General features: G+C 33.1%; 22 protein-coding genes and 1 pseudogene. All 23 read left to right on the top strand.

Annotated elements, in window-relative coordinates:
- Positions 1 to 349: pseudogene (locus CER22_RS25075) on the top strand (pLS20_p028 family conjugation system transmembrane protein); the annotation flags it as partial.
- Between the two features lie 17 nt (positions 350 to 366).
- A complete protein-coding gene (locus CER22_RS33800) occupies positions 367 to 627 on the top strand; it encodes a hypothetical protein (RefSeq protein ID WP_088609877.1) in 261 nt (86 codons plus the stop codon).
- 4 nt (positions 628 to 631) lie between these two features.
- Positions 632 to 838, top strand: a complete 207-nt coding sequence (locus CER22_RS25065) for a hypothetical protein (protein WP_088609876.1) — start codon at positions 632 to 634, stop codon at positions 836 to 838.
- Positions 839 to 921: 83 nt separating this feature from the next.
- The gene (locus tag CER22_RS25060; protein ID WP_000425699.1) at positions 922 to 1,236 is read left to right on the top strand and encodes a hypothetical protein; all 315 of its coding nucleotides are present in this window, start codon (positions 922 to 924) and stop codon (positions 1,234 to 1,236) included.
- 62 nt (positions 1,237 to 1,298) lie between these two features.
- Positions 1,299 to 1,967: a hypothetical protein gene (locus CER22_RS25055; protein ID WP_142293557.1), complete on the top strand. Its 669-nt coding sequence runs from the start codon at positions 1,299 to 1,301 to the stop codon at positions 1,965 to 1,967.
- Positions 1,968 to 1,981: 14 nt separating this feature from the next.
- The gene (locus tag CER22_RS25050) at positions 1,982 to 3,916 is read left to right on the top strand and encodes a VirB4 family type IV secretion system protein (RefSeq protein ID WP_000238715.1); all 1,935 of its coding nucleotides are present in this window, start codon (positions 1,982 to 1,984) and stop codon (positions 3,914 to 3,916) included.
- 1 nt (position 3,917) lies between these two features.
- A complete protein-coding gene (locus CER22_RS25045; RefSeq protein ID WP_088609875.1) occupies positions 3,918 to 5,051 on the top strand; it encodes a bifunctional lytic transglycosylase/C40 family peptidase in 1,134 nt (377 codons plus the stop codon).
- A gap of 24 nt (positions 5,052 to 5,075) precedes the next feature.
- The gene (locus CER22_RS25040; protein ID WP_088609874.1) at positions 5,076 to 5,684 is read left to right on the top strand and encodes a hypothetical protein; all 609 of its coding nucleotides are present in this window, start codon (positions 5,076 to 5,078) and stop codon (positions 5,682 to 5,684) included.
- A gap of 112 nt (positions 5,685 to 5,796) precedes the next feature.
- A complete protein-coding gene (locus CER22_RS25035) occupies positions 5,797 to 6,075 on the top strand; it encodes a DUF5513 family protein (protein WP_000926959.1) in 279 nt (92 codons plus the stop codon).
- Positions 6,066 to 6,923 (top strand): hypothetical protein, encoded by an 858-nt coding sequence (locus CER22_RS25030; protein ID WP_088609873.1) that lies wholly within the window; start codon positions 6,066 to 6,068, stop codon positions 6,921 to 6,923. The genes CER22_RS25035 and CER22_RS25030 overlap by 10 nt, the downstream gene beginning before the upstream one ends.
- A gap of 309 nt (positions 6,924 to 7,232) precedes the next feature.
- Positions 7,233 to 7,514, top strand: a complete 282-nt coding sequence (locus tag CER22_RS25025) for a hypothetical protein (protein WP_000402460.1) — start codon at positions 7,233 to 7,235, stop codon at positions 7,512 to 7,514.
- A gap of 14 nt (positions 7,515 to 7,528) precedes the next feature.
- Positions 7,529 to 8,110: a hypothetical protein gene (locus CER22_RS25020; RefSeq protein WP_088609872.1), complete on the top strand. Its 582-nt coding sequence runs from the start codon at positions 7,529 to 7,531 to the stop codon at positions 8,108 to 8,110.
- Positions 8,111 to 8,129: 19 nt separating this feature from the next.
- Entirely contained in the window at positions 8,130 to 9,686 is a 1,557-nt protein-coding gene (mobP2, locus tag CER22_RS25015; RefSeq protein ID WP_088609871.1) for a MobP2 family relaxase, read from the top strand.
- 67 nt (positions 9,687 to 9,753) lie between these two features.
- Positions 9,754 to 10,458 carry a hypothetical protein gene (locus CER22_RS25010; RefSeq protein WP_256943735.1) on the top strand — a complete coding sequence of 235 codons (705 nt, stop codon included), beginning with the start codon at positions 9,754 to 9,756 and terminating at the stop codon, positions 10,456 to 10,458.
- Positions 10,452 to 11,123, top strand: a complete 672-nt coding sequence (locus CER22_RS25005) for a helix-turn-helix transcriptional regulator (RefSeq protein ID WP_088609870.1) — start codon at positions 10,452 to 10,454, stop codon at positions 11,121 to 11,123. Before CER22_RS25010 ends, CER22_RS25005 begins: the two co-directional genes overlap by 7 nt.
- A gap of 2 nt (positions 11,124 to 11,125) precedes the next feature.
- Positions 11,126 to 11,554 carry a DUF5514 family protein gene (locus CER22_RS25000; protein WP_088609869.1) on the top strand — a complete coding sequence of 143 codons (429 nt, stop codon included), beginning with the start codon at positions 11,126 to 11,128 and terminating at the stop codon, positions 11,552 to 11,554.
- A gap of 22 nt (positions 11,555 to 11,576) precedes the next feature.
- The gene (locus CER22_RS24995; protein WP_088609868.1) at positions 11,577 to 11,783 is read left to right on the top strand and encodes a DUF5511 family protein; all 207 of its coding nucleotides are present in this window, start codon (positions 11,577 to 11,579) and stop codon (positions 11,781 to 11,783) included.
- Positions 11,783 to 13,546 (top strand): LPD25 domain-containing protein, encoded by a 1,764-nt coding sequence (locus CER22_RS24990; RefSeq protein WP_142293556.1) that lies wholly within the window; start codon positions 11,783 to 11,785, stop codon positions 13,544 to 13,546. The genes CER22_RS24995 and CER22_RS24990 overlap by 1 nt, the downstream gene beginning before the upstream one ends.
- Before the next feature lie 64 nt (positions 13,547 to 13,610).
- Complete coding sequence (locus CER22_RS24985) at positions 13,611 to 14,597, top strand: hypothetical protein (protein ID WP_088609866.1); 987 nt, start codon at positions 13,611 to 13,613, stop codon at positions 14,595 to 14,597.
- Between the two features lie 24 nt (positions 14,598 to 14,621).
- Complete coding sequence (locus CER22_RS24980) at positions 14,622 to 15,173, top strand: metal-dependent hydrolase (RefSeq protein ID WP_088609865.1); 552 nt, start codon at positions 14,622 to 14,624, stop codon at positions 15,171 to 15,173.
- A gap of 164 nt (positions 15,174 to 15,337) precedes the next feature.
- The gene (locus CER22_RS24975; RefSeq protein WP_088609864.1) at positions 15,338 to 16,363 is read left to right on the top strand and encodes a DUF3991 and TOPRIM domain-containing protein; all 1,026 of its coding nucleotides are present in this window, start codon (positions 15,338 to 15,340) and stop codon (positions 16,361 to 16,363) included.
- 264 nt (positions 16,364 to 16,627) lie between these two features.
- Positions 16,628 to 17,254 carry a type III toxin-antitoxin system TenpIN family toxin gene (tenpIN, locus tag CER22_RS24970; protein WP_088609863.1) on the top strand — a complete coding sequence of 209 codons (627 nt, stop codon included), beginning with the start codon at positions 16,628 to 16,630 and terminating at the stop codon, positions 17,252 to 17,254.
- A gap of 183 nt (positions 17,255 to 17,437) precedes the next feature.
- On the top strand, positions 17,438 to 19,585 hold the full coding sequence (locus CER22_RS24965; RefSeq protein ID WP_088609862.1) for a type IA DNA topoisomerase: 2,148 nt from the start codon (positions 17,438 to 17,440) through the stop codon (positions 19,583 to 19,585).
- Positions 19,586 to 19,603 lie beyond the last annotated feature (18 nt).

Here is a 19,603-nt window from a genome sequence, read left to right as displayed (position 1 = left end):
TCAGCGTGAAGTGAATGTCCAGGACAATGTAAAAGAAAATGGAACAGTAAACAGTAATACGAGAGCGAACTCTACAACAGTCCAACGTGAAGTGAATGTCCAAGATAATGTAAAGGGAAATGGAACAATAAATAGTGATGTAAGAGCGAACTCTACAACAGTCCAACGTGATGTAAATGTCCAAGATAATGTAAAAGGTAGTGGGACAGTAAATAGCGATGTAAGAGCAAACTCTACGACAGTCCAACGTGATGTAAATGTTCAAGATAACGTGAAGGAAAGAAGGGGGTCAGGATTAAGGCAGAGAGGAAGCGCTAGAAACCGTACAAGTAGATTGGATCAAAAATAAGATCGGAGGGATTATTAGTGAGAATAATTGATGTTGCAGGTAAAAGAAAACTATATTTGGAAATGAAACAACGAGAATCGAAATGTAGTATCTTAATAATTTTGGCTGGTTTTGTAATTGCTGCTAATATATTGGTCTTTCAAATTAGTTTTGAATTAAGTCAGCTATATCATTACATTGTTGCTTTTTTTCTTCTAATATATTTTTCTTTTAATCTGTATTCAAATAATAAATTGGTACAAGGGTGTTCGGAAATACAAGGAAAGCAGAAGGAATAATAAAATGAGTAATTGGTTATTTGCTATCTGCATGTTAGGAGTTGCGATTGTGTTAAGCATGATTGTGACTTTTTTTAAACAGATTTTTAGATTGCTAAAACGGAAGAAGAAAAAAGAGCCCGAGTGGGTTACAGTGATGAGTGCTGAGTATATTGATAAGGATTTTTTAGGGAGAAATATTAATAAAAAAAATGAGGTTGTTAAAAAGTGAAGCTTTTACAAATTAAAAGGTGAGTATTAATGAAAGAGTTTCTAATAGATATGCTAAGTAATTGAAAAAGAAGGTGATCGATAATGGAAATGATGCGTAATCCTAAGAATACAAAGCAAGAAATTAAAATAGCTTTTTTCTACATCATTGATGCAGGAATAATTGGCATATTGTTGATCTTAGCAAGTTATATGCCGAATCTATTTCCAGTTGGTGGATTTGGAAGAATCATGTTTTATGTGTTATTTGGTACATTTGGGTTGTTCTTGTGTATAAAACCTCATAACAGTCCTACAAACAGAAATGCGATGGTTATTTTAGATATGCTAAAGATGGATAATAGAAATTATCACCCAATTGAAGTGAATACAATCAGTAGTGAAACGGAGAAGAAATAAAATCGACAGAGAGTGCTTATATAGCACTCTCTTTTTTATATCTAATGAAAGGAAAGATGAATATGAAAGTTGCAGTAACTGAACCCAAGAAAATGAATCGAAAGAGACGAATGGATTCAGAACAAAGTAATGAAAACCAAAGTTTTATCTCAACAATTTTTGCATCCTTTAAAAATACAGATGCATCAATAGTTGATGTAGCACCTTATAAACGACTTGAGAGAAAAACTGGGGTTTTAGTAGATCGTAGAGACAATTTGCAAGTCTACTTAAAGGTAAAAACAACGGATTTGCTTTCAATGAATGAGGGAGATTTAAAACGATTTATGAACCAATTAACTAGTTTATGTAGGGTTTATCATGAGCCATTTAAAGTTTTATCTTTGACATATTCTACTGAAACAACCGAACAACAAGTTTATTGGAAACGTATGGCGGTACGGTTTCAAGGGAGGATGAATAGAGAGGGGGTGACAAAAGAAGAAGAGCGAGTATGGTATCAGCGGTATTCGTTGGCAGTTGAAAATCTAAATCGAGTGCTTTGGGTAGAAAAGAATTTAAAAGAATTAGCCTTCTTCATTGTCGTGTATGGAAAAAATGAAAAAGAGTTAGTAAAGAACGTAAAAGATATGAAGCGCTATGGCGGTCGTCAATTTGATTTGCAAAACATGAAGTCAAAGGAAGTTGAAAAGTTAATATTTAAGCTGCAAAACATGAATTCGGAATTGTAGAAGGAGTGATACCAATGGTGAAAATAGGGAAAAAAGAACAACAAAAATATCGTAGTGAGGGTTACGATTTAGAATTTATTCAGAGGGTGCAGCCACAAGGGGGCATTAAATTTAATGAAAGATATATAGCTCAAGGAGATTGCTATGTAGCCTGTTTAAATGTGTATTCCCTGGCGGAAGATATTCCTCCATTATGGCTGACAACACTTATGAATAATAAAGATACGCTATCAAGTTTTGACGTAGCGACTGCCAATAAAGAAGAAGTTGTTAGAGATATTAACCGTTCTATCAGTGAATTAAAAGATCGTATGACATCAGAACGTCGGTCTACCGATCGTGACGATGCGAATTGGGAGTTAGAGAATTTAAAGTTGTTTGCACGTTCTATAACGCAACAAGGTGAAATTGTTAAGCTTGTAAAAATACGAATCTTTATTTATGATCCAGTGTTAGAACAATTAGAGAAAAGAATTGGTGATTTGAAAAAAGAGATTGCAGGTCAAAACTATAAAGCGCAAGTATATGTTTTTAAACAAAAAGAAGAATGGCAAACATTGTTTGCAAGTTATGATCAGCAAGTAGAATACTTAGGAACAAAAAGTGGTAATCCGCTGCCTTCAGAGAATATTGGTTATGGTATACCGTTCCATCATCAAGATTTAAAAGATCCAAGAGGGATATATTTAGGGCAAACAAGTACTGGCGGAGCTTTTATTTTAGATCCATTTTTCTCTACAGGTACTAGAACATCATTTAGTGGTTTTGTGTTTGGGAAGATGGGTGCAGGTAAATCTACATTACTAAAACAATTGTTAGAGGGCTTACTTGGAAAGGATTGTTTTATCCGTGGTTTTGATAAAGCACGAGATTATTACACGATTGTTCAACAACAAGGTGGTAAGATAATTGATTTAAGTGGGGCGCAGGGTGAAGATGGTGTGGAAACAGGGATGATAAATCCCCTAGAAGTATTTGCAACAAAAATTACTAATACAGGTGCAGTTGATGAAAGAGGTTCATTCTTACAGCACTTATCAAAACTTACAAATATGCTTCGTTTCTTAAATGTTGATGTAGCTGAAACGATTATACAAGAGTTTCGTAAGCATCTTTTAGAGTTCTATATTAAGTGCAAATTGATCCCTGAGCCTGGAACTAATAAACCGTTTAAAGTAACAAGTTTACCACCAACTAGTTATCCTATTATGGAAGAATTTCTTGTACATTTGGATAAGGTTGAATTAGAAAAAGGAGCAACTCCACAACGCTATAGAGATTTAGAGACTCTTAAAATGCAAGTATATGATATGGTTCACGTGTATGGAGATATGTTTAATGGACATACAACTCTTCAAAATTTTGAAGATGAGCAAATTGTATTCTTTGATATAGATGGTATATCAAAACTAGACAGACCAATTTTTAACTGTCAGTTATTCACCGCATTAACTTTGATTTGGAGTCATGCATTAAAAAATGGGCGTAGAATGAAATATCTACGTGAAGAAAAGAATTTGCCAATTGAAGACATTATATATTTTATGGTGATTTTAGATGAGTGCCATAACGTTATAAATTCTCGAAATAAATTTGCTAATAATTATGTTTTGGAATTTGAAAGGGAAATGCGTAAGTTCGTTGCAGGAATATTCTTTGCAACACAATCACCACAAGAAATGTTACCACCGCCAGGAAGCAATGTGGATGTTTCAGATATGAAAGCGATCTTTGAATTAACTCAATATAAGATATTTTTAAATATGGATAACTCTGTACTAGAAACTTTAAAAAGTGTTTTAGGAGAGAGTTTAACAGAATCAGAATTTCGAATTTTACCTGAATTAAAACGAGGGGAAGCAATTGTACAGGTTAGTTCAACTGAGACATACAATGTGATGTTTGATCCTGATGAAAAACAATTAGAACGTTTTAAAGGTGGTCAGTAATATGGCAGCTACACAAGAAACGTTAATAGAAAAATATAAAAAAGTTAAGAGATTAAAATGGCTGGTGGGTTTGTTTAGTGGCTCTACAGGAATAGCAATTTTTGCGGCAGTAATGGTGATATTTATTATAGGCATGGCGATTTTAGGAGGAGGGACAAGCTCAACAGGTACTTCTAGTGGCGGTATAAGTGGTACTGCATCAGTGCAGAATTTACCACCAGAAGTAATGCGCTGGAAAGAGATGGTTGAGAAAGAATGTGCAGCTCAAGGAGTACCTGAGTTAGTTCCCTATGTGTTAGCAATCATTATGGTAGAAAGTAATGGTATCTCAGAAAAATTACCGGATATTATGCAATCCTCCGAATCACAAGGTTGGAAAATGAATACAATTTCTAACCCGAAAGATTCTATTTATTATGGTGTTATGCATTTAAAGGGCGCATTTGATGATGCAAAAACATTAGGAATTAATGATTTGTTAGCCATTGTACAAACATATAACTTTGGGCGTAATTATGTACATTGGTTAGCAGCAAATAATAAAACACATTCCATACAAACTGCTGATAATTATTCTTTAACAGTTGTTGCACCTGCTGGTGGTAATAAAAATGGAACAACAATCGGATATAGTCAACCTGTTGCGGTTGCATACAATGGTGGTTATCGCTATATCAATGGCGGTAACTTTTATTATGCCGAAATGGTAAAACAGTATTTGAGTTTTGATAACGTAACTACACCTGTAAATGGTTCTGAAACTTATAAAACGATGATGAATGAAGTTTTAAAGTATAACGGTGGGCCTTATGTTTGGGGTGGTAAGAATGCTTCACAAGGATTTGATTGTAGCGGTTTAACATATTGGGCGTATAAGTCAGCAGGGATTACGATTCCGATATCCGCTGCAACTCAATATGATTTTACAGTAGCAGTTGATCCAAAAGATGCACAACCTGGTGATTTAGTTTTCTTTAGAGGTACATATGGTGGGCCGAATCATGTTAGCCATGTTGGAATCTATATCGATGCAAATACAATGTACGATTCAAATAGTAGTGGTATTGGGCATCATCAATTCACCTCATCATATTGGCAACAACATTTTGCAGGAATTAGAAGAGTACCAAGATAAAAAAAGAAATGGAGTGCAAAATAAATGAATATGGCATCGAAAATTTTAACTGGAATATTAAGTGTATCACTTGTATTTAATGGGGTTCTAACTTATAACGCAATGAAAGAGTTTGATAAGAAAGATAAAAAATATCAAGTTGATATTGCCAAAAAAGATAAAACAATTGGTGAGTTGAAAACGAAAATGGAACAAGTCAATTTGAAAAATGATACGAATGCTACTGATTCTAATAAAGAAAATGCGAATCCTTTAATAGATTTGCAAAATCAATATAAAGAGGTGTCTAAACAATTTATTCAAGCGTATTTGAATTACTCCGTAAAAAATAAGAACGAGAGAAGAGACAACTTATTAAAAATGACAGATAAAAAAGTTGTAGATATGGTAGCTCCTGAAACAGAGGATATAGGTGATCCAAACTTTAAATCTACTATTAACCAAACCGCTCTATTTGTTGATTCAAATGGAGACATTTCAAAAAAATGCAGTGTTTTAATTGATGTAGATTACACGATTGAAGGGCTAGAAAACAAGCAAACTAAGATTAAAAGTTTAATAAGAATTACATTAGAGAAGCAAGGAAATGAAATTAGAGTAGTGGATTATAGTCCGTACCGATTAAGTAGATAAGCTTCAAAATAAAAAATGAAAGAACCCCTGTATGAAAGGAAACATAATGCAGGGGATTTACTTTGTTCTATTAAATCATAATCTAATAGTCTAAAAGAAAGGGGTATATGTCATGCTTTTGAGTGAATTGAAACCGAATCATGATTATTCGAAAGAAGGAAAATATATAGTTATTAAGTTATGGAAGAGGAAAAATGATTATCAAGAAATAGTAATTGATTGGTTTGATTATAATCCTGGTATTAAATTTGATTGGCTAATTGTTCGTGAATATGGCATGGATCATAGAGGGAAAAAGAAGTATACGAACTATAAATTAGAAAATATTCATGAGGAAGTAAGCGTACAAGTGAAATTATTTAAAAAGAAAGGAGCAGCGGTATGCGTTTAAAATTTGGAGAAAAAAAAGAAGAAAGAAAACCCGCAAATGCAAAAAGAAGAGCATATATGTTAACCCTGGGGAGTTTTGTAGCAATGTTTTTTGTACTGTGTATTTCGCCTGCTTTCAGCGGAGCAACATATAAGTTTGAGGAAATGAAATCTGGAGAATATCAAAGCCTATCATCGATGGTGAAGATCTCGGTTGTGAAAAAAGAATACAATCCTACAAATAAAACGTTGCGAATTGATTATGAATTAAAGTCAGATAATGACTCTCAAATTCTTAGTAACATGAAATACAAAGTAGAGAATAAATACATTAAACAAAAAGAAAATGATGTAAAAACAAAAATTTATCGTGCGAGTGATAACTATATTGTTGTAATTAGTGAGAATATACCTGAAGAATTCGGTGTAGTTTCATCTACTGTTAAGCCTGAATACATTCATCCTGAATTACAATCTGATGCAGATGATATAAAAGATAGAAGTTTAAAAACCTATATTTTAGAGAAGGGAAAACTAATTAATAAGGATCTAAAGGAGGAATCACAGGACTTCTACGAAAAAGAATATCTTGCATTCTCACAAAAATCTATAAGAAAAGAAATTAAAGAAATGCAACAAAAAATTGATGATAAAGTGTCTGCTATTAAACAATTAAAAATAAAAAATGATAAATTAACAAAAGAAATGGAGTACCAAACTGAAGCTGAAAAACTTAAAACAAAAAATACAATGAACTCAAATGAGTCAGCAATGAAAAATCATCAAAAGGCAATGGATGAATTTAAAGAAGAAATTAAAATGAAAGAAAAGAAAATTGAGTTGTTGAATGAAAAGAAAAAAACAATATAAAGTGGTGCATTTTAAACGGACACAAAACGTACTACAAAGGTCTCAAAGAGACCTACAAATAGATGTTAAGAGTACTCAAAACGCCCCACAAGGGCGATTTTGACATCCCAGTTAGAGAGCTTTAGAAACCCAATAGGCACAGCCTATTTCACCACTTTGTCCTCAAAGTGGGATAGGGTTTCCTTATGCTCTTTTTTTCTTCTTTGATTTAAATAGAGTTTATATCTGATTTGCAGAAGATATAAACGATCTACAGGATTGGAAATTACGAATTGTTAGGCAGGAAAGGGAAATGAAGTAGGTGAAAATATGGAAATTCATGTTCGGAATGCTGATCCGTATTATGTAAAGGAAATTGATAAAAGATGTAAGCAAATAAGTAAGAGACTTGGAAGACGTTACTATCGTTGGGAGTATATTAATGAAATTTTTAGAGAACATTTCGATGGAGAATATAAAAGAAATAAAGAAGATAAATTTGATGAAGCTGTTAACAATGTCTCTGTTTCTTTGGAAAGGCAAGAAGATAAGCTACAAGAATATATAGATGCTACAAATGAATTAATTAAGGTAATAGGACAGAATGGATAGGAGTTGGTTGAGGAATGTCTAGGATAGCTTTTGAGGAAACGTTTCGTTTTCGTGGGAATACAATCCACAAGAACATAGTTAAAGATTTTATGAAGCAGTATCCTGAGTATTCAACTGAAGCGGATGCCTTACGGCATGGGATTGTGCTGCTGGATGAAAAAATGAGAAAAGGGAAAGGAGTAGATGATCTATCAGTTTTAAAAGAAGATAATAAAAAAATAGTGCAATCAATGAAAGCAATGCAAACACAAAATGATGTATTAATTAAATTAAATATAGAACTGCTTTCACGATTAGGTAGTGATTTAAGTATAGAAGATATGCAGCAGGAAGTGAAAAATGAAATTGCATCATCCGTTACAAGAAAAGCGGAAGCGAAGTTCTCACGAACTTCAAAACGTGATCCGCTGGAATCTAGAAAAGGAGCTACAGTAAAAGAAGATTTTGAAAAAAAATTGCCTATGGTTACGGATAAAGAAGAAATATTGCTGATAAACGATAAGCCTTACAAGAAGATTTATAGATTTGGAAAGTTTATTAATGAAGAAATAGAGTGGGAACAAATACCTGAACATAGACTTAAAGAATTGGAATGATAAAAAGGGGTAACGAATTATGGGGAAGTCACCAGGTATTATTTTAACGTCACAATATACAATTCCTAAACAACAAAGTTTCACAACTTACATTGATTATTGTACGAGAAAGAAGGCGCTATTAAAGGATGGACACACTTTAACAAGTACAGAGCTACAGGAGTTAAATCGCCTTGAAAATGCAATTGATTCTTTTGATATGAAAATTGGAGGTACATATTCAAGCAAGGGTAGAGAAGAAATTTCTAAAAAAGAAGCAGAAGCACAAGTACTTTTAACTTCTCCTGATAGCTTTAATACAACAAGTGATTTTGAAAAGTATGTTAGTTACATGGGAAGAAAGTATGCACTAGAAAGTAAAAAGAAAATCAACAAAACAGAAAAAGAAGAAATGAATCTACTAAATAAACATATTGAGGATTTATCCCCTAATCGAAATGAAAATAATTGGGGATTAGAAAAAGAAGTGAAAGAAATTTTACCTGGTGTTTTTTCAAAAAATAAAAATGTAATTACACAAAATGATTTAACAGAAATAAAAGAGCTAGTTGGAAAGGCACAAAATAAAGGAAGTGTTTACTACCAGGATGTTGTCTCTTTTGATACAGATTTTTTAATTAAGCAAAAATTGTATGATCCGAAAACAGATACTTTAGATGAAAATCGTATTCGAAATGCGAGTCAGAAAATGATGGAGCAGCTATTTAAAGATGAACAAATTGAAGAAAGTAATGGATTTTGGTTTGCATCGATTCATCGGAATACAGATCATATTCATATTCATTTTGGTACTGTGGAAAAAGAGAATCGAAGGAAGTTAGTAACAAAAGATGTGGACGGGAAAACGTATTATGAACCGAAGGGAAAACGAAAACAAAGTACGTTAGATCACATGAAAACTACCTTTGCAAATGCTCTAGTAGATCGCACAAGTGAATTAAGTCGAATCTCAAATTTAAGAAATGAGTTAGTACAAGAAATAAAAGAAGAGTTTCAACAGTCGAAAGAGAAGAAGCAAAATAGAGAGGTTGTTTTATTACAAGAGATATACGATGGATTGCCTAGTAATAAAAAAGATTGGACATATGGCAGTAAAAAGATGCCGAAAGAAACTAGAAATAAAATTGATGAATTAACAGGATTGATAATGAAAGATAATCCACTATTTAAAGAATATAAAGAAGCAGTAGAAAAAGAATCTAGTTTCCAAAAAGGTTTATATGGGGAATCAGAACGAGAAGATAAAGATTATACTAAGAATCAAATGAAAGATATGTATAAACGTATGGGTAATTCCTTACTAAAAGAATTGAAGAAAAAGAAACCATATGAAGAGAATCCATTGTATCAATTTCAGCAAAAAAATGAACAGATAAAAAAGAAATATGAAAGGGGGCGTTCAGAAAAAAGAAGAGAGTATAGTAAATACTCTAAGTACAAACCACCGTTAATACGTAAGAAAGATGTTCGGAATATGGAAGCAGCATTGAATGATGATTTAACGAAATGGCGTGCTGAAAGAGAGTATGAGCTTGTGCAACAACGTATTGCGAGACAACAAGAAATGGATTATTGATTTTGAAAAACAGATGTAATTACTACATCTGTTTTTTTATTTAGAAATAAAATTCGGGGTGATTTTTATGAACTTTGTACAAGTAGTTAGAGATTTAAATATGGACTTGTCGGTAAGTGATAGACCGAGATACCTTTTATATTCTAACGAAATAATAATAGAAGGAGAGAGTGTTTCGGAAGGTATATTAAGTAAAGTTTTATCAGTTGAGAATTTGGAGTTATATCTAAATGGAGAAATGAATTTTAATGAAATGTTTAAAAGGTTAGGTATAAATAGAGAAAAAATAGAAAAAGAAAATTTATTTATATCGGATGTAGAAGATCGTTTGGAATACCTTAAAAACCGAGAAATCCCAATGTTAAATAATGGACAACGGATAGTTATGAAAGCTCTTTTGAAATCGGATTGTATAAGTTTTCCGTTACATAACGGGAATTCCGTTGATAAATATTATTTATTAACTTTGTTATCTGTAATAGAGTGGTCACCATATTTTTTCAGTGAGGGTGGTTGGGGAAATGATGATACAGTCTTAGCTATTGCTATCGATCATGATTTTCTTTCTTCAGATATAGAGATAACACTACCCATTAAGGAGGTAGAAGAACTTATTTATAAACTTGATAAAGCAAATCAACTTTGCGATCCAAACGCTAAAAAGTGGATAGTGCAAAGTAAACAACATTATGAGAAAAAAGATAATGAAATTGAAGAGAAATTAAAATTTTTTGGGGTAGATAAAATAAAGTTGGTGAGTAATGAATGTTAGATAAAAAATCGATTGGTAAACGAATTGAACAAATAAAAAATTCTTCTACTCCTCCTTTAAGCTATACCGAATTAGGAAGAATACTTAAAAATAAAGAAGGTTTACCTATTCCTAAAGGAACAGTGAATTCATGGATAAGAGGTTTGAGCATACCGTCAAGAGAAATCGTTGAGCAGCTTGCGTGTATAGGAGGTGTAACAACGGAGTGGATTTATACAGGAAAAGAAATCCCTAAATTTATAGAATGGCTAGAGTTTGTTGAGGATGAGTGGTTTGAATTTAAAGAAGTAATTCCAGTTTGCTATGATTTATGTAAAGTGCTAGATCTCGAATTAAAAGCAGAGTTTGTGCAAAAAATTGCAGTGTTATATACAAATTTTCATTATTTATTTAACAATCATGGAATTGAAGCACCAGGTGGAAATGATAAAAAAATATTTAAAAAAGATTGGGATAGATGTATTAAGTCCTACTCTAGATTATTGGTATTTGAGGAACTAGTTCATACCTTGAAAAATAAAGAATTTAATATCCCAGAAAAAATGTGGATGCAATTTCGGAGATTCAAAGAATTACATTTAAATAAAGAAAAAGGATATTGGAATAACTTGAAAAGTGATTCGGGTGTAATCTATGAATCAAAAGAGTTAGAAAGGGAGGTTTAAAAGTGGATAAAAAAATATATTACTCAATTGTTTCAAGCGTGAGATTTAGTCGGAATGAAGAAAATAGAAGGTTAATAGAAGAGTACATACAGAAAGGTGAGACTCACTTTCTTACAAGAGAAGATGATTATGGTGATTGTTTCGAAGTTGATTTTGAAAAAATAATACCTGAAGACGAAAATGAAAATTGGATACTGGAAACGGTTATTGATTTTGCTAAGAAATACAAAATTACAGAATTTGAATTGTGGAAAAAACATGAGGGTGAAACTACTTATAACAAAGGTTTTGGAATTGCAATTGAGGGATTTATGGAGAGTCCAATAGTGAAATTTAAAGAAGTTTATTCGGGATCATTAGAGGATTGGAATTTATCCTGGAATAAAGGGAAACAAACTTACGAAAAGATATATTTTAAATTAGCGCTGTAATAATAGAAAGGTAGTGTATAAAATGTCTCAAAAAAATTTATATATGATTGTTCATGTGGATCAAGTAAAGAATGAGATTCATCTAAAAAAATACTTATTTAATAAAAAAATTATTGTAAATGTTTCTGAAGAAGAGGCGGCAGCCTATGTACAATCATTAAATGAAGCAGTAGAACATGGAAGTCTTCCTTATGTTGATTATGATGAAGAACGAGGTGTGATTTGCTAATGACCTACACCAAAAAGAAATATACACCTAAGACAAAAGAGCAAATAAAAGAAGAAACGCAAGAAATTATGGACAAGGTTCTTACTGATATTACTAAGTATTATAAATCCCCGGAGGATATGTTAGAGTTAGCGGATTTTATGGCGAAGTTCAGTAATTATTCTCCAAAAAACATGCAGTTAATTAGATCGCAATTTGAGAGTGCTTATGCATGTGCGAATTTTAAAGCTTTTAAAGATGCTGGATTTCATGTGAATAAGGGTGAAACAGCAATGAAAGTTTTTCACCCTTATGTAAAAGAATACGTGAGAGATCCAAAAACAAAATTAGCGATTCCTTTAGCAAAGTTAACAGCAGAACAAAAGAAACAAGTGAAAAATGGAGAGCTAAAAGTAGAAAAGCAAACAAATTATTACTTGAAAGCTACAGCGTTTGATATTTCTCAAACAAATGCAAAACCTGAAGACTTGCCGAAAATATTCCCGAATCGCCAATTTGATTTTGAAGTGAATGAAGAAAATAAAGAGCTATTAAAGATTGGTATCCAGGCATTAGCTGAGAAAGAGAATATTAAAATTGAAACAATGGGACAAGGTGCATTGGTGAAAGAATTAGGAAATGTACATGGTGCATATGTCCAAGTTGTGGGTTCATCTTTTTCTCAAATTGTGATGAATACAAGGAACACTGAGACGAATGAGTTGTCTGTTGCTATACATGAATTAGCACATGCAAAGTTGCATGGTAATAAGATTGATCCTTTAGAGCATACGCCTACTAAAGAGTTTGAAGCGGAATTAACATCTTATATTGTGTGCAAGCACTATGGTATGGATACGAGCGAAGCAGCCGTTCCTTACATAGCGCTATGGACAGAAAATGGACAGAACATAGAAGAGAAAGATAAATCTATCATGCGTGTCCATGAGACAGCAAGTAGTTTTATTAATACGATTGATAAGAAAATTTCGGAATTACAAAGGGAGCTGGAAAAGAATATGGAGCAAAGTAAAGGTGAGGTGAAAGATGTATATTTAGTGCGCTATGGCGCTTTAACGAGTACTGAAGAGGAAATTGTTACTGTAAGTGATTTGCGTGACAGAGCAGGTAGAGATAAGTCTTATAATAATGTAGAAAATGCTCAAGAATTAAATGATAAAAAATTTATTGAAGGGTTTAATAAATTGAATCAGCAAAACTTGATTGCGTTAGATCATAATGAAATTAAGAAACCTATGGTTGTTATTCAATGGTCTGAAGCTGATTTGGAAACAAATAAAGCGATTCCTTTTGGTGAAGCGAACGCAATGATGAGTAAACGAATTGCGGAAATCGATGTTGAATCTGAACAAGCAAAAGGTGAATATGTTCCTTTTGAAAAAACTCGCTATCATTTAATTCTTCCAAAAGAAATGGATAAAGATTTCAATCGAATGGAAGTCATTACAATGGATCGATTAGATTTAGGTGATGGGGGATACAAGTCTCCTCATGAACAAATATTGAATGAAAAAAGAAATTTATCGGATGAAGTAAAACAAGCATTGCAGCAAGAAATAAATGAATATGAACAAACAAGTGGTCAATCTAATCCTGAAATATCAAGAGCAGTAAATCCTACTGTAATTGGTGAGAATCAACAGGATAAGGTTGACCATTTTTCATCTAAAGAAACAGAAATAAATGAAGAAACAACTAAAATTGATAAGCAGGAAGCTAGAAAAAAAGCACATTTGGCATATATGCAGCAAATGGAGAGATAAAAGGACACCTTCACCGGTGTTCTTTTTAATTTGAAATTCTAATCGCCAAGGAGAAGAGGAAATAATGGAAAACTTTGAAGTAGTAACAGACATTCAGCAAAAAACGAACCAGGAGATTGATGAAAAAATAGGAATCGATTTAGAAAAGCATTGGGAAGAATATGAAATTCAATTATCTGAAGACCATCGTGTTATAGAAGCTATTCATCCTAACATGCGCTTGAGTTTAGGAGAAATGCACAAGATTGTTAATATATTTGGAACGAAAGAAGAAAAACAGGAGTTAGAAGGGATTACAAATACACTAGAACCATATTATGAAGCGGATCTTACTAAAGCAGAATTTTATGACATAGCTATTGCAAAAGTTTCAGTAGATCGACAACAGAATATGAAAGTGGAGTGCGTTTCTGAATATATAAAAGATAGTGGCGCTGATTTTGATTTTAATCATTCAGTATTTGAGGCGGTAAATCAGATAAATCACTCTATTAGTGAAGCGCATAAAGAAACAATGCAGGGTGATGTTGAGTATCAAGGGCTTTATCCTATTGATGAAAATGAAGTGGTCTATTGTGAAATGACAGGTAAACCATTACAGCAAGATGAAGAAGTATTTTATAAAGAAGGTCAGGGTTATATTGTACCTGAAAAAATAGATCCAAAAGATATTGAAAACGGAAATGTGTATTTTACAACGATTGGCTATGAAAATGTTGAAGAAAAACGAATTGCACCGATTCAATATATCGAGGAGAAGACATATCAAGATGGTGACCTTCGTTTTAATCCATTAGAAGGGATTACAGATGAGTGCGAAAGTGAAATTGAAGAAGAGGTGTATCAGATGGAATCTGCTAAGACAGTTGGATCAGTGAAGAAAGGATATGGCGCTATGCAGGTAAAAGAAGCAAAAATCAACCCTAGTGCTGGGAAACGGCATATTGGAAAAGATACAGTCCATCATGAAGAGCATACACATGTATCCCAGGACAGGGAACAGGCAAGAAGACAACATATGATGCGACAAATGAATGGTCGAGATTATTAACTAATGAAAGGGGTGTAAGTACAAATGAAGTATAAAACTCACCTTACAACGAGCCTAGCGGTTGCTCTGCCTGTTTTAGCTTCGACAGGCAACCTTACGGTTGGAAATGTTATAGCGGTTAGTTTTGGGGCTTTATTGCCTGATATAGACGAACAACATTCATGGATCGGCCGAAGAACTCGTGGAGTATCAGATCTTATGAATACGGTATTTGGTCATAGGGGAATCACACATTCGCTATTTGGATTAGTGCTTGTGCTGATTCCTATTTTATTTGCAGTAGGAATGACACCTTTATCATTTACGAACGGTATGTGCATATTTGCTGGTTATTTTCTGCATTTGGTGGAAGATAGTTTCTCTAAAAAAGGAATTAAGTGGCTGCTGCCAGTATCAAATAAAAATTTCCAAAGCGGTTTTAATGTCTTTTATTACAGCTATAACGGTATAGCGGAGAAGTTAATTTTAATGATAAGCACGATTGTAGTTATATATGAGCTTTATTCTTATGGAATAGCAAGCTTTCAACTTGGTACTTCAGAAATATTGGGAGCTTTTAAATCATTATTTGATTGAGTGGTGAAATTTATTCATTAGAACAGAAAAGGAGGTGATGTTTAGTCTAAGACAGCAATTACTGTAGATGAATTAAGAAATGCTTTAGAGCAGGCATAACAGAAAATAAATTCGGAAAAGACCTTGTGAATGATACAAGGTCTTTTTTTATTGGAGGAATCGCTATGGAAAATCAAACGAAAAATACAAAAAAATACACAAAAGAAGATATTGAAAAAGCCGCAGCACTTGATATTGTTGATTATTGTATGCAAAATGATATTCCTGTAAAGAGCGACAGCGAGCGTTATTATCGTCTTGTAGATCATGACAGCCTAATCATTGATAGAAAGAAAAATCAATTCTACTGGAACAGTAGAGGTGTTAATGGTAATGTTATTAATTTCGTTCAGGAAGTAGAAGGAGCATCCTTCCCAGGAGCTATGCAACGTTTACTTGAAGGAGAAAAAGATTATGAGAAGGCTTCAGAAGTGAAATACGTAAGTGAACCTTATGACTATGAACATTTTTCTAATAAAGAGGTATCTCATTTTGACCGAGCAAAAGAATACTTGGTGAATGATAGGAAAATTGATCCTCAAGTAGTAGATGCATTGCATAATAAAGGCTTGATTAAGCAAGATAAGTACAATAATGTATTGTTTTTATGGAAAGATCGTGAAACGGGAGCGGTAATGGGTGGATCAGAGCAAGGCGTGGTTAAATCAGATAAATACAAACGTGGAGCGTGGAAAAATATCCAAAAAAACTCTACAGCAAACTACGGCTTTAATGTACTAAATGGTGAACCTCGAAATTTAAAGTTTTTTGAATCATCAATTGATTTGTTGAGTTATGCATCACTACATAAACAGGATCTTAAAGATACACATTTGGTAAGTATGGAGGGACTTAAACCACAAGTGATATTTAACTACTATATGAAAAGCCAAGAGCGAATTGGTGATGTTCCTGACAGTCTTTCCTTGTGTGTAGATAATGATCAAGCAGGTAAATCGTTTGTAGAGAGATTAATACATTTTCGATACGAGAAAAATGATGGAAGCATTGTTGCATTTAAACCTGAATTTCCTAAAACACCGGAGAAAGGGCAGAAATGGGATTGGAATGATGAATGTAAACGTGTAGCCAAACTAGAAGAACAAGGAAGACGAACTGCTTACTTACAACAAATGGGTATAGAAAGATGATAAGTATAAAAAGAAAAATATACCAAAAGTATTATTGATATTTAAATAAGAATAGTCTATAATAAATATAGAAATTGAGCGGAGTTCTTTTCTGATTCACCTCCGCAATGACATAAATGAAAAGAACAGGCACATATTCAGCGGAGTTCTTACTCGTTCACCTCCGCAATGATACAAATGAAAAGAACGATGATTAAATTTAATGCTTTAAAGTTTAAAGGCAACCAATATGGTTGCCTTTTTTTGTTGAAGGGGAAAATCACAATGACTAATAAAATAGATGTTGTACATTTAAATAGAAAATACTTTGAAGAAAATAGTCATTTTCAAAATATGCTGGACGAAAATAACGTTCCAAAACAAGTGAAAAGACCTTATGTATATGTGAAAGTTAGGGTAGAAGATAAAGATTTTTTATTACCATTAAGATCAAATCTGAATCATCCTAATGGATTTCATGCACCTTCTAGTAAATCAGCCAATGCAGGGATTGATTACTCTCATGCGCTGATACTTCCTGATAGTTCTTACATAAAGAATCGGACACATTTAGATAGAGAGCAGTATAACTACATCAGAGATAATTATGAAACGATTAAGAATGGATTTGGTTCATATTTAAAGGATTATATTCGTAAAGAAAAGCAAGGGGTAGCTCATAAAATAGGTAAATTTAAAAATTCTACTCTGTTGAACTTTAATGAAGAACTTGGATTAGTGAAAGAGCAGAAAAATTCAAAAGGAAAAGCTAAAGAAAAAATAGAGCTGCAAGGTAATGAAGAGAGCAAAGAGAAATCTAAATTACAAGATCAAGAAGAGATTCAAGATAAACAAAGAGAACAAGCAAGAAGGCTAGCATATATGCGCCAAAAAATGGGGCGTGAGAGATAAAAAGACAACATAGCGATATGTCGCTTTTAAGTTAAATGTGTAAATGTACACAAATACACAAATACACAAATACACAAATACACAAATACACAAATACACATGTTCACGATATTTTCAGGAGTAGCATAGTCCATGCTGCTCCTTTTTGTATATAAAATTTTAAAGTGAGAGGAAGTTAAAAACATGTCCGTATTAATCCTAGCAGAGAAACCGAATCAAGCGAAAGCGTATTCTGAAGCATTCCCAAAAGTTGAAAAGAGAGAGGGTCACTTTTATGTTCCACCTTGTTCTTTATTACCAAGTGGAGGAAATATCACTTGGGCTTATGGGCATCTAGTAGAATTGAAATCCCCTCAAGATTATAAAAAGGAATGGGAAAAATGGGATTTGTCACAATTGCCAATTTTACCTTCACGCTATGAATATAAAGTGTCGGCGGATAAGAAAAAACAATTTAATATTATAAAGAAATTAATGAAGGAAGCTGAAATAATACAAATTTCGACAGATATCGACAGAGAAGGGGAAGCAATTGCAAGGTTGATAATCCAAGAAGCAGGATGTACACGTAAAAAGATTAAGCGCTTATGGATCAATAGCTTGGAAGTAGATGAAATTAAAAAAGGATTTCAAAACTTAAAACCTGGAGAAGATTTTGAAAGTATGTTTGAGGAAGCGCAAGCACGTCAACTTAGTGACTGGGTTGTTGGGATGAATGCTAGTAGACTATATACGCTCCTTTTACGTAAGAAAGGCATTCAAGGGGTCTACAGTGTGGGGAGATGCCAAACGCCCGTATTATGCTTAATAAATAAGCGACAACAGGAAATTAAAAACTTTAAGCCAACGCCTTTCTTTGAATTAGAAGCACAATTTACTTCTCCAAACGGTTTATATATGGGGCGTTATAAAGAGAGATTTGCTACTAAAGTAGAATTAATGAACTTGCTGCAGCAACATAGTCTTTCTGAAAATAACAGTCAACAAGGCATGATTAAGTCTGTAGAAGTAAAACCAAAACAACAAGAAGCACCAAAATTATTCTCACTTTCTTCTATACAGGCTTTGGCCAACAAAAAATATAAGTATTCACCAGCTGACGTTTTAAAAGGGATTCAGGAATTATATGAAGCGAAATTAGTAACATATCCCCGTACAGACTGCAATTACATTACAGAAGGGGAATTTGAGTATTTAAAGAATAATTTGAGTGGTTATCAATACATTGCAGGTGTGAGTTTCCAACCGCATTCATTAACTGCAAATAAGCGCTATGTTGATAATAAGAAAGTACAGGAACACTATGCAATTGTATTAACTAAAAATGTACCATCAAGAGAAACAATCGAAAGATTACCTGATAAACAAAGAAAGTTATATATGGAAGTGTTAAAGAGTGTATTAAGCATGTTCCATGCGCCTTATATGTATGAAGAAACAGTAATAACAAGTGATTTGAACGGTCTGTTGTTCACAACAAAAGGAAAAGCAGAAAAATCCTTAGGATGGAAAGAGTTGTATGTGACGGATAAAATTGAGGAAGAGGACGATCAAGAGAAAGTATCTCTTTTACCCGTAGTTAAACAAGGCGAATTTGTCCAGGGGTTAGTAAAATCAAAAGAAGGTGTGACTACGCCACCTAAACCATATACAGAAGGTCAATTGATTACCATGATGAAAACGTGTGGTTCTTCAGTAGAAGATGAGGAAAGTAAAATTATTCTTAAAGAAGTAGAGGGACTGGGTACAGAAGCAACTCGTGCTGGTATTATAGAAACGCTGAAAAAACAAGAGTATATAGAAGTGAAGCGGAATAAAGTGAGTGTTACACCAAAAGGAGAAATCCTTTGTGAATCAGTTCAGGGAACGATGTTAGCGAAACCTGAACTGACAGCGAAATGGGAAGGTTATTTGCGGAAAATCGGTAAAAAACAAGGTTCTAAGGATATATTTGTTAGTCAAACTAGCGAATTTATTAAGGATCTAATTGAAGGGGCTACAGAATCTATTGGTGAGATGAAAATAGATAATAAAATTCAAGAGATGAAAGCGAAAGATACAGTTGGTAAATGTCCGAAATGTGGGAAAGATGTCGTGAATCGCAAAACATTCTATGGGTGCAGTGGTTATAAGGAAGGATGTAAATTCTCAATGTCAGGGGAATATTTAACTAAGAAAATTTCGGAAGCAAATGCAAAGAAACTATTAGAAGGCAAGAAAACAGGTTTAATTAAGAAGATGAAAGGTAAATCAGGGAAAGAGTTTGACGGGTATTTGAAATTATCGCAATCAGGTAGGTTAGAACTTGAATTTGCAGCAAAATGTAAATAGATAAAATAGTTCTTTACT

This window comes from Bacillus sp. K2I17, assembly GCF_002209985.1.
GTDB lineage: Bacteria > Bacillota > Bacilli > Bacillales > Bacillaceae_G > Bacillus_A > Bacillus_A wiedmannii.
The sequence above is the reverse complement of the archived record's forward strand: the minus strand, read 5'-3'. Positions and strand labels throughout refer to the sequence as shown.